The 10,620-nt window shown below is 50.4% G+C and carries 11 protein-coding genes and 1 pseudogene; all 12 read left to right on the top strand.

What is annotated here, in order from left to right; translation table 11 throughout:
- A pseudogene (locus tag NP596_RS17260) lies at window positions 1–260 on the top strand (NADH-quinone oxidoreductase subunit M); the annotation flags it as partial.
- A gap of 121 nt (window positions 261–381) precedes the next feature.
- Complete coding sequence (gene can / locus NP596_RS17255; RefSeq protein ID WP_504130524.1) at window positions 382–1,017, top strand: carbonate dehydratase; 636 nt, start codon at window positions 382–384, stop codon at window positions 1,015–1,017.
- A 34-nt stretch (window positions 1,018–1,051) separates the two neighbouring features.
- Window positions 1,052–2,611: a SulP family inorganic anion transporter gene (locus tag NP596_RS17250; RefSeq protein WP_256616632.1), complete on the top strand. Its 1,560-nt coding sequence runs from the start codon at window positions 1,052–1,054 to the stop codon at window positions 2,609–2,611.
- Window positions 2,612–2,731: 120 nt separating this feature from the next.
- On the top strand, window positions 2,732–3,640 hold the full coding sequence (cysD, locus tag NP596_RS17245) for a sulfate adenylyltransferase subunit CysD (RefSeq protein ID WP_256616631.1): 909 nt from the start codon (window positions 2,732–2,734) through the stop codon (window positions 3,638–3,640).
- A 19-nt stretch (window positions 3,641–3,659) separates the two neighbouring features.
- Window positions 3,660–4,742, top strand: a complete 1,083-nt coding sequence (locus NP596_RS17240; RefSeq protein WP_256616630.1) for an ATP-binding protein — start codon at window positions 3,660–3,662, stop codon at window positions 4,740–4,742.
- Complete coding sequence (locus NP596_RS17235; RefSeq protein WP_256616629.1) at window positions 4,743–5,357, top strand: hypothetical protein; 615 nt, start codon at window positions 4,743–4,745, stop codon at window positions 5,355–5,357.
- A 52-nt stretch (window positions 5,358–5,409) separates the two neighbouring features.
- Entirely contained in the window at window positions 5,410–5,535 is a 126-nt protein-coding gene (locus NP596_RS17230) for a hypothetical protein (protein WP_256616628.1), read from the top strand.
- Between the two features lie 71 nt (window positions 5,536–5,606).
- Window positions 5,607–5,810, top strand: coding sequence for a DUF2281 domain-containing protein (locus tag NP596_RS17225; protein WP_256616627.1), 204 nt, complete (start codon window positions 5,607–5,609; stop codon window positions 5,808–5,810).
- Between the two features lie 4 nt (window positions 5,811–5,814).
- The gene (locus tag NP596_RS17220) at window positions 5,815–6,192 is read left to right on the top strand and encodes a type II toxin-antitoxin system death-on-curing family toxin (RefSeq protein WP_256616626.1); all 378 of its coding nucleotides are present in this window, start codon (window positions 5,815–5,817) and stop codon (window positions 6,190–6,192) included.
- Between the two features lie 56 nt (window positions 6,193–6,248).
- Complete coding sequence (gene cysN, locus NP596_RS17215) at window positions 6,249–7,874, top strand: sulfate adenylyltransferase subunit CysN (RefSeq protein ID WP_256616625.1); 1,626 nt, start codon at window positions 6,249–6,251, stop codon at window positions 7,872–7,874.
- Between the two features lie 377 nt (window positions 7,875–8,251).
- The gene (locus tag NP596_RS17210; RefSeq protein WP_256616624.1) at window positions 8,252–9,181 is read left to right on the top strand and encodes a 2OG-Fe(II) oxygenase; all 930 of its coding nucleotides are present in this window, start codon (window positions 8,252–8,254) and stop codon (window positions 9,179–9,181) included.
- Window positions 9,182–9,476: 295 nt separating this feature from the next.
- Window positions 9,477–9,905, top strand: a complete 429-nt coding sequence (locus NP596_RS17205) for a host attachment protein (RefSeq protein ID WP_256616623.1) — start codon at window positions 9,477–9,479, stop codon at window positions 9,903–9,905.
- The last annotated feature ends 715 nt before the right edge of the window (window positions 9,906–10,620 follow it).

Genomic DNA, 10,620 nt, shown 5'->3' with positions numbered 1-10,620 from the left:
TGGGCTTCGCCCGCCGCGGCCTGTTCGGCCCGGTCGCGCGGCAAACGGTTGCCCGCTTGCAGGACCTGCGCCCGCGTGAACTCTGCATTTTGGCGCTACCGGCTTTGCTGGTCTTGTGGCTGGGTTTTTATCCGCAATGGTTGCTCAATCGACAGGAAAATACCTTGACCTTGTGGTTGCAGCGCGTGTATCAGCCGGCGGCGTGGGTGGCGGACGGCACTTCCGCCGAACGTACTGTTGCGCGGCTCCCCGGCAATTAAACTCGTTTAACCGGAAAATCCGCCTTATAATTTCGATTCGATACTAAATTGCAAGTTAACTATTGAACAAACGTTAGTTCTTAACATCCATTAAAAACAATTTAACTGCTTAAGGAAGTCTATGATGCATACACCCGCCAAATTATTACTGGAAAACAAAGCCTGGTCGCAAGAAGTTTCCGCCAAAGACCCCGATTTTTTTACCAATCTGGCCAAGGAGCAAAAACCGGAGTTTCTCTGGATAGGCTGCGCGGACAGCCGGGTGCCCGCCGACACCATCGTCAATGCCCAACCCGGCGAGATATTCGTGCACCGCAATATCGCCAACCAGGTCATCATGACCGATTTCAATTGCTTGAGCGTGTTGCAATATGCCATTTCGGTGCTAAAGGTTAAGCACGTCATCGTTTGCGGCCATTACGGCTGCGGCGGCGTCAAGGCGGCTCTGCAGCCGCAAAAATCCGATCTGGTCATCGCCAACAAATGGCTGATGCATATCAAGGATGTGTACCGCTTGCACGAAGAAGAATTGGAATCCATCAACCCCGAAAAAAAGGTCGAGCGCCTGATCGAATTGAACATCATCGAACAGGTTTACCGGCTGGCGCATACCTCGATTATTCAATCCGCCTGGAAGCACGGCCACAAGCCGACCTTGCACGGCTGGGTATACGGTTTGCACGACGGCTTGATCAGCGAGTTGATCAAATTGGATCACAACACGCAGATCAACCCCATTTACCGTTACGCGGATTAACCTTCAATCAGATGCTTTAACCGAGGCAGCAGCCATGAAATCCGATTTACAGTATTACGTAAATAATTTACGCAATGATTTGCCCGCCAGTATCGTGGTGTTTTTGGTGGCATTGCCCTTGTGTCTGGGTATTGCCCTGGCCTCCGGGGCGCCGTTGTTTTCAGGCGTGATTGCCGGCATCGTCGGCGGCATCGTGGTGGCCTGGGCCAGCGGCTCGCATTTGAGCGTGTCCGGTCCGGCCGCCGGTTTGACGGTGATCGTTTTCAACGCCATCGAAACGCTGGGCAGTTTCAACGCATTCTTGCTGAGCGTGGTAGTGGCCGGCGTATTACAGTTGCTATTGGGCTTTCTGAAAGCCGGTTTGATCGGCGCCTTTTTCCCGGTATCGGTGATCAAAGGCATGTTGGCGGCCATAGGCTTGATCTTGATCATCAAACAAATTCCGCATGCCACCGGCTACGACACCAGTTTCGACGGCGACGAAAGCTACATGCAGGAAACCGCCGAATCCAGCTTCTTCGAAGTGGTCGACGCCCTGGAAGGCATTTCGCCGGGCGCCACACTGGTGACAGCCGTATCCCTGCTAATATTGATACTGTGGGAAACCAAGCTGTTTAAGCGCTCCGGTTTGTTGCAACTGATCCCCGGCCCTTTGGTGGTGGTGATTTGGGGGGTGGCCTATAACAGCTTGGCAACGCAATTCGCACCCGAGTGGGTGATCAGCTACAAACATCTGGTGGCTTTACCCGAACTGGGCAGCGTGGAAAATTTTGTCAGCCAATTCCGCCTGCCGGATTTCAGCCAGCTCGGCAATCTCAAGATCTATAGTATTGCCGTGACGCTGGCCATCATCGCCAGTCTGGAAACGCTGCTAAGTATCGAAGCGGTCGATAAACTGGATCCGCACAAACGCATTGCCCCCACCAACCGGGAACTCAAGGCGCAAGGCTTGGGCAATATCGTCAGCGGCATGGTGGGCGGCATCCCCATTACCGCGGTTATCGTGCGTAGCGCGGCCAATATCAATGCCGGCGGCCAGACCCGCCTGTCCAGTTTTTTTCATGGCGTGCTATTGCTGATCAGCGTGATGTTTTTTGCCGGCACGTTAAATCAAATCCCCCTGGCCTGTCTGGCCGCCATTCTGTTGCAAACCGGTTACAAACTCGCCAAACCCGGGTTGTTCGTCGCGTTTTTCCACAGAGGCTGGAATCAGTTCCTCCCCTTTACCATCACCGTGATTGCCATTCTGGCGACCGATTTGCTGCTAGGTATTACTATCGGGATGGCGGTGGGTATTTTCTTCGTGCTGCGCGCCAATTTCCACGAAGCCATGACGCTGACCGAGCACGGCTCGCATTACTTGCTGCGCCTGCATAAAGACGTGTCTTTCCTGAATAAAGCCTTATTGCGCAAACATCTCACGGCCATTCCCGCCGATAGCGATCTGATCATCGACGGCACCAAAGCCCTGTTTATCGACCAGGATATTCTGGAAACCATCGCGGATTTTTTAGCGGCGGCGCCGGATAAAAATATCGCCGTTGAAGTTCAGGGTTTTGAAGTTGCTTGCTTAGTGCCCGGTTCGGGGCACTAAGCCGGCCGGCTATTTGTTTCGGGCGTTAATCGGACATGCCGATAGCATCGCAAGGCGGTTTTCCTTTAAAATGGCCGCATAACACCCTTTTGCAAATATGGGCCCCGCCCCGGAACGTTCATGACCGACTATAAACTGACTCACCTTAAACAGCTTGAAGCTGAAAGCATTCATATCATCCGCGAAGTGGCGGCGGAATTCGATAAACCGGTCATGTTGTATTCCATAGGTAAAGACTCGGCGGTCATGTTGCACTTGACCCGCAAGGCCTTCTTCCCCGGCAAGCCGCCGTTTCCGTTGCTGCACGTCGACACCACCTGGAAATTCAAGGAAATGATAGAATTCCGCAACCGCATGGCCCAGGACCTGGGCTGGGATTTGATGGTGCACATCAATCAGGATGGCGTCGAACAAGGCATAGGCCCGTTCACGCACGGCAGTAAAAAGCACACCGACGTGATGAAAACCGACGCCTTGAAACAGGCTTTAAACAAACACCAGTTCGATGCCGCCTTCGGCGGCGCCCGCCGCGACGAGGAAAAATCCCGCGCCAAGGAACGGGTGTACTCCTTCCGCGACAAAAACCACCGCTGGGACCCGAAAAACCAGCGTCCGGAATTGTGGAACATCTATAACGGCAAGGTCGAAAAAGGCGAAAGTATCCGGGTATTCCCGCTGTCCAACTGGACCGAGCTGGACATTTGGCAATACATCCACCTGGAAAACATCCCCATCGTGCCGCTGTATTTTGCCAAGGAGCGGCCGGTGGTCGAAAAAGACGGCATGCTGATCATGGTCGACGACGAGCGCATGCCTATCGGCCCCGAAGATAAAATCGAAATGAAAATGGTGCGCTTCCGTACGTTGGGCTGCTACCCTTTGACCGGCGCGGTCGAATCCACCGCCACTACCTTGCCGGAAATCATCCAGGAAATGCTGCTGACCACCACCTCCGAACGCCAGGGCCGTTTGATCGATCACGATCAGGCCGGGTCTATGGAGCAGAAGAAGCGGGAAGGTTACTTCTAACTCTTGAATTGCAGACGAAATGATTAACAGCGTCCAACTCAAAAACTTTGGCCCACTTACTGAAATAGATTGGAAAAGCCTAGGCCCAATCAATTTGGTGATAGGTAACAATGGCTGTGGAAAGTCGTTTTTATTGAAGGCTATGTATAGTGCTGTGCGAACTTTGGAAAGCTATAAGCGTGGAGATAACCCAAAAAATGCAGCCGATATTTTATTTGAAAAGCTGTACTGGACTTTTCAATCTGAAAAATTAGGTGATCTGGCAACCAAATCTTGCGACGATCCCTTATCATTTAATTTAACTATTGATCAAAAATCTTTTGATTATAGTTTTGGAAAAGATACTCTAAAAGTAATTGGCTCACTTAAAAATGAAGCATCTCCTCGTTCAAGTGATTCTATTTATTTACCTGCCAAAGAAGTATTATCGCTGCATCATATTATTTTAGAATCCAGAGATCGCGACCTTATCTTTGGTTTTGATGATACCTATTATGATCTAGCAAAGGCCTTGCAAAAACCGCTGCGTGGTAAATTTGGCCAGTCAATTACCGATGTACCAACTGGCGACCCCACGGAAGATAAAAAAATAGAAACCAGAGTTTATTTCAGAAAAACCAGCAACAATGCTCGAGAAATACTAGAGAATATATTGGATGGCAAAATAGAATATGATAAAAACCAGAACCGTTGGTTTTTCAAAAAGGGTAAGCAGCGCTTTGATATTGGAGTCACAGCGGAAGGGATCAAAAAAATTTCGATTCTCGATATTTTGCTCGGCAATGGTTATTTAGATAGCAACTCCATTGTATTTATTGACGAACCAGAGGCTGCACTGCATCCCGAGGCAATTTCCAAGCTATTAGACATTATCTCTTTGCTAGCACAGTGCGGCATTCAGTTTTTTATCGCCAGCCACTCTTATTTTGTCATCAAAAAACTATTCTTAATCGCCCAGCAACAGCAACTCTCCATTCCGGTGCTATCAAAAGAAGGCGATAGCTGGCAGCAATCCGATTTATTGCATGATATGCCAGACAACCCAATTATCGACGAATCGATTCGGCTTTACGAAGAAGAAGTAGAGTTAGCGTTCAGATAGATGATAACAATTACCGAATCTAAAATGACCTTTGGCCCATATCAAGAAAGTCATTTATTTAAAATTGAATCAAGTAAAACATATAAAAATATAAAGCATGAAGGTGTAAAAATTGCTGAGTTTCTATTGCTTAAAGAAAAAGAACATAGCAAGTGCGATATTTTGATAGTGGAAGCAAAAGAAAACACACCCAACCCAACAAGTTGCCGAACTTTGCACGACATAAAATTTGAAGCAATTGAAAAAGAAATGACTGGTGGTTTTGAAAACCTTAAGGCTATCAAAGCTTGCTTGGCAAAACTTGAAAGAGATGCGTACTTTAATGATATTCGTGAAAAATTTATGAATAGCTTGCTTCTGTTTTTAGCTCTTTATTCACAAAGACACCCTGATAATAGCCTCGATCTACCGGATGTTTTTAGGAAAATAGAAATTTTTAATGTAAATTTTCAATTAGTTTTAGTTGTTAAAGACAGTGAAGAAGAGTGGTTGCCGCCCTTAAATGAAAAGGTTAAAAAATTACTAAATCCTATAGTTAAAATCTGGAATCTATCACCACAAAACATCATTGTTTTAAATGAAAAAGGCGCTAAAAATCATGGTTTAATTACTTAGAATTTAGTTTGTATTTCGCTCATTTTGTTTTTATAAAGGTTTTAGGAATCCTATGTCCCACCAATCAAACCTCATCAGCACCGACATCAACGCCTATCTGGCGCAACACGAGCGCAAGGAGTTACTGCGGTTATTAACCCGCAGCAACGTTGACGACGGCAAGAGCACTTTTGCATGATGAATGACGTTCGGCAAAACTGTCGGCTCGCCGACTGATAACATCAGGCAAAATTTTGGCTGGGTCTAACCATGCTATTACATGAAGAAATACAACAACACCTTGCTAAGCTGGAGCCCAGCCTGCAAGCCGAAGTATTGGATTTTGTATTGTTTTTGGAACAAAAACAGCAGCAAGCGTTAGCCGGCACTGTAGTTAACGATGAAGAGGCCTTGAAGATTCATCAACAATTGATGGATCAATATAGCGATGCCTTTACAAAATTAGCGCAGTAACGGCATGCCGCAATTGTTTTTCATCTCAAAAACGCTGGCCTTGCAGATACATAGTCAACAAATTGAACGCTTCGGCGGTACGCAAGGCATTAGAGATGAAACATTTCTGGAATCGGCGCTCGGCGCGGCCCAACAAACTTGGCATTACAGCGGCGACATTTTTCAAACCGCCGCTCAATATTGCTATTCGCTCGCCAATAACCACCCTTTTCTGGATGGCAACAAGCGAGCCGCCGCGGCCAGTATGCTGGTTTTTCTGGCCGCCAATCATAAACAGCCGGCGATGGACAATACCCAGCTTTACGACTGGGTGATTAATATAGCTACCCGGCAATTGAGTCGCGATGAATTAGCCGACTTATTAAAACAGTATTGCAAGTAAGCGCTTCACAAAAAAGCGCGGTACCCTTTATTACAAATTAGGCACTTAGGAATCCCATGTCCCACCAATCCGACCTCATCAGCACCGACATCAACGCCTATCTGGCCCAGCACGAACGCAAGGAACTGCTGCGATTTTTAACCTGCGGCAACGTCGACGACGGCAAGAGCACCTTGATCGGCCGCCTGTTGCACGACTCGAAAATGATTTACGAAGACCAGCTGGCGGCGGTACAGGCCGACAGCGTCAAGTCCGGCACCACCGGCGCCGGCAAGATCGACTTGGCCCTGCTGGTCGACGGCTTACAGGCCGAGCGCGAGCAAGGCATCACCATCGACGTGGCCTACCGCTATTTCTCAACCTCGACCCGCAAATTCATCATCGCCGACACGCCCGGCCACGAGCAATACACCCGCAACATGGCCACCGGCGCCTCGACCTGCGACTTGGCGGTGATCCTGATCGACGCCCGTTACGGCGTGCAAACCCAAACCAAACGCCATAGTTTCATCGCCTCCTTGCTGGGCATCAAGCACATCATCGTCGCGGTCAACAAGATGGATTTGGTCGGCTACAGCGAAGACACCTTCAACAAAATCAAGGCCGATTATCTGGCCTTTATCCAGACCCTGGATTTGCAGGACGTGCATTTCATCCCGATGTCGGCTTTGGACGGCGACAATGTGGTCAACCCCAGCGAAAACATGCCCTGGTTTACCGGCATGCCGATGATGGAGTTGTTGAACAGCATCGAAATCGCCAGCGACCACAATTTCGACGACGCCCGCTTCCCGGTGCAATACGTCAACCGGCCGAATCTGGATTTTCGCGGCTTCTGCGGTACGGTGGCCTCCGGCGTATTCCACAAGGGCGATGCGATTACCGCGCTGCCGTCCGGCAAGACCAGCCACATCAAGTCCATTGTCACCTTCGACGGCGAGCTGGATGAAGCCTTCGCCGCCATGGCGGTCACCTTGACCTTGACCGACGAGATCGATGTCAGCCGCGGCGATATCATCGTCGGCCAGCATCGAAACGCGCCGACCATCGCCGATAAATTTAAAGCCACCATCGTCTGGATGGCGGAAAAAGCCATGACGCCGGGTCGGCAATATCTGATCAAACTGGCCACCCGTAGCGTGTCCGGTTCGGTATCGCTGATTCATCACCGCATCGACGTCAACACGCTGGAACATCACGACGCCAATGAGTTAAAACTGAACGAAATCGGCCATTGCACCCTTGCCGTCAACGCGCCTGTAGTGTTCGATCCTTACAAACGCAATAAAACCACAGGCTCCTTCATCGTCATCGACCGTCTGACCAATATCACGGTGGGTGCCGGCATGATCACCGGCGACGCCAGCGAAGAAGACTGGACGCCGGTTTCCGCCGAGGAACGCGCCACCCGTTTCGGCCAGATCGCCTCGGTGATCGGATTGAGCGGCGGCAATGCGCAACAGGCGGCCTACCAACTGGAACGCAAATTGTTCGACACCGGCCATGCGGCAACCATTTTGGAAACCGGCGGCGACGAACTGGTAACCGCCATCAAGCAGGCCGGTTTATTGTGCCTGTACCTGGACAGCAAACCGGCCCAGGCCGACGTGTCGTTTAATAGCGACGAATACACGGTTGACGAAATCTACGCGGCGCTGAAAAATCGCGGCTTGATCCATTAAAAAACCCACCGGTTAAATCGCCGCCTACGTGTTACGTAGGCGGCAAGATAGAGTTAATCGGAAGTCGACTGACGACCGCAAAAACAGCAGGATATTGCCTGAAAAATATTGACTTTGCGGTTGTTAACTGGCCTACAGCGACTCAGGGCTGGCGGATACAATTTAATTTGCTGTGCCGGGAAAAGGCAAATAAGCCGTCATTCACGATGTAGGGGCGATTTACCCTAAAGGGCATAAAAGCTTGCGTAATCGCGCATTACGAAGTCAACATTCCTCCTATTACGCTATCGCTAACCGGAGCGGGCTTCCATCCAGTCTGCCCGCCATCGATTCCACCCATACAACGTTCCCATATCGTTCCAGTAGGAGTTTAGCCGTTGCTCTCGCAGCCCATCCACCACGACAGCCCGTTTCCCTTTTTTTATGTCAATTCCGCATTCTCCGATGAGGAGTCGGCTGCGCTTGAGAATTTATTTTTGCAAGACGCTGAATGGCAGCATCGGGATGGGGCATTTTATCGGTGTTCTCTTAGGGACGTTACCGAGAATATTTCAGCTACGTTTCGGACGGAAGTGCTAGGCAGAATGCGCGAGATTACAAAATTGCCTCTCATAAATCGCGTGGTGGTCACGGCTCAACGAATGCTGCCCGGACAGGCGATTGGTGTACACAGTGACCGGCCGCTAGTGGGCTATGAGATTGCTCGACTGGTCGTGCAACTCAATAAGCAATGGCAGGCGGAGCATGGCGGGGTTCTGGAACTATTCTCTTCGCCGGAGAGGGAAGCGGTTTTCAGTGTTAATCCTGAGTACAACAAAGCTTTCGGCTTTCTGCTTCACGTCGATTCATACCATGGCGTCACCGAGGTTAACCAGCCGCGACAAACAGTTGTCTTCAATTTCTGGCATGCGGCGAATACACCGGAACTTGCCGAGCACCTTCAAGCCATGTTTGCCGACATGCATTTCTCAGAGCTGCCGGCGGCACTCAATCCTGTTGCGTCGGCCGCGGAATTGAGTCTGCCCGAGGATACGACATTTCGCGCCGGCATGGCTGCGCTTGCACTACATCGCTGGGGCTATGATAAGACTACCGTTGTCACGGGGTACCAGCACAGCGCAGGTCTTTCTGTCTGCGATACTAAACATGCCGAGACCTATGCCGCCGTGCTGCTGGCGGATTGGGTGGCGTGTTTGTATCGGGGCTCGTTTGATTTGGTACATTGGAATATCTTGCGACGCGAACTTGAAGGAATAGAAGTGTTTACTCGCCTGATGCCTACATGGCAGCTTTGTCTGCCAGAATAGAGAGCCGAGCAATGACTTGTCGGCACCGGCTCCGTTAGAGAATTGACGAAGCGCCACTAAGCCGCCATTTACAGCATCTATTTGGATGTCCGCTGACCGAGGGACTGCAGTCATATACTCATCAGTTACGGAGATCACTCCGTCGACGGCCCAAAAATCAAGCCGAGCGAAAGAATTGACGGCTGGCGATTATTGGCATACAAAGGTTGAGAAAACACAGAATTCATAGTGTTATCGTCTTAGCCACCGATCAAACCGGTGCCATCTCACAAACAGCTTTTATTGAGGGGGCTTTATGTCATTAACATGGGTTTTAGTAGCAGACAGCAGCAAAGCGCGCTTTTTTTCACTGGCGAACCGAACCGAACCGATGCAGGAAATGGAAGGCATGGTTCACAGCGAAGGCAGAATGCGCGATCAGGATGAAACGAGCGATCGCCAGGGCGGACTGGCGGGCGGCCATGGCGAGGGAGGCCACGCCTTTGAAGCGCCAACGGAGCCGAAACAACACGAGGCCGAGGTCTTCGCCAAACAAATCGCCGATAAACTGGAGCACGGCCGCGTCGATCATGCTTACAACAAGCTGGTTCTTGTCGCTCCTCCGGCCTTTTTAGGCACGTTGCGCCATACGCTGAATGAACATATTCAAGAACTGGTCAGCCATTCGCTGGACAAAAATCTGGTTGAAGAAAGCGAAGCGGAGATTCGCGGGCATATTTTTTAAAACACGCAAAACCGTGCTCGAAATACCGGCATCCTGCCGGACACCATTTATGCGTCGATTTTCGCTACGCCTGAAAAACGCGCTTATAGCGAAGGCCGTGACGCCCCAAAGCGCCACGGCCCAGATAGCATGCAAATAGTAGGGCAGCAACACCCATGCATCGATGGTGAACGGCCGCTTGGCGGGCACCGCCGCAACCCCCATTGCGCAAGGCCTCGCGTATCGGCGCATCGCACAAAATCGCTTGCCGCCGATAGGTCTCCACCGTAAAGAAATACGTTGCACCGGGTGTTTGCGAGCGGCGGTAACGGGACATCGGTTTTGGTGGTTATGTTGTGAGGGTTAATTCAAAAGTTATGGTTTATCCGCGTGGGCACGAAAAGCATGTGCCCACCCGTTACTCTTGGTTTTATATCCAAGTGTCTTTGGTGGAGCGTGGACTTCTGTTTAATAGGTGTCGCTATCGCGACGGGTTATTTAAAGAAACAACACCCGGATGCCGCTTTTTTCCTGCGTTCCTCGGGTTTGAGCGGGCTGACCCGCTCAAACCTTCCGGTGCTCGGCTCGGCATAACGGGAGAAAACCCATCACGGAGTTTGAAATCGATTAATATTTTGGAAAGTCGCGTAGGTCAGGGTGCGAGATAGCGTTCCCTGACAAATTTTGGGCCCATGACTTCGAAATGTCACGTAACCGCTATCGCGGCAACGTGACC

It is taken from the genome of Methylomonas rivi, assembly GCF_024505165.1.
In the GTDB taxonomy this organism is placed as follows: domain Bacteria; phylum Pseudomonadota; class Gammaproteobacteria; order Methylococcales; family Methylomonadaceae; genus Methylomonas; species Methylomonas rivi.
This window is presented reverse-complemented; position numbering and strand designations above follow the sequence as displayed.

Excerpts from the sequence above, each read along its gene's own strand:
- can (WP_504130524.1), top strand. The coding sequence starts at position 382 with ATGATGCATACACCCGCCAAATTATTACTGGAAAACAAAGCCTGGTCG.
- NP596_RS17250 (WP_256616632.1), top strand. The coding sequence starts at position 1,052 with ATGAAATCCGATTTACAGTATTACGTAAATAATTTACGCAATGATTTG.
- cysD (WP_256616631.1), top strand. The coding sequence starts at position 2,732 with ATGACCGACTATAAACTGACTCACCTTAAACAGCTTGAAGCTGAAAGC.
- NP596_RS17240 (WP_256616630.1), top strand. The coding sequence starts at position 3,660 with ATGATTAACAGCGTCCAACTCAAAAACTTTGGCCCACTTACTGAAATA.
- NP596_RS17235 (WP_256616629.1), top strand. The coding sequence starts at position 4,743 with ATGATAACAATTACCGAATCTAAAATGACCTTTGGCCCATATCAAGAA.
- NP596_RS17230 (WP_256616628.1), top strand. The coding sequence starts at position 5,410 with ATGTCCCACCAATCAAACCTCATCAGCACCGACATCAACGCCTATCTG.
- NP596_RS17225 (WP_256616627.1), top strand. The coding sequence starts at position 5,607 with ATGCTATTACATGAAGAAATACAACAACACCTTGCTAAGCTGGAGCCC.
- NP596_RS17220 (WP_256616626.1), top strand. The coding sequence starts at position 5,815 with ATGCCGCAATTGTTTTTCATCTCAAAAACGCTGGCCTTGCAGATACAT.
- cysN (WP_256616625.1), top strand. The coding sequence starts at position 6,249 with ATGTCCCACCAATCCGACCTCATCAGCACCGACATCAACGCCTATCTG.
- NP596_RS17205 (WP_256616623.1), top strand. The coding sequence starts at position 9,477 with ATGTCATTAACATGGGTTTTAGTAGCAGACAGCAGCAAAGCGCGCTTT.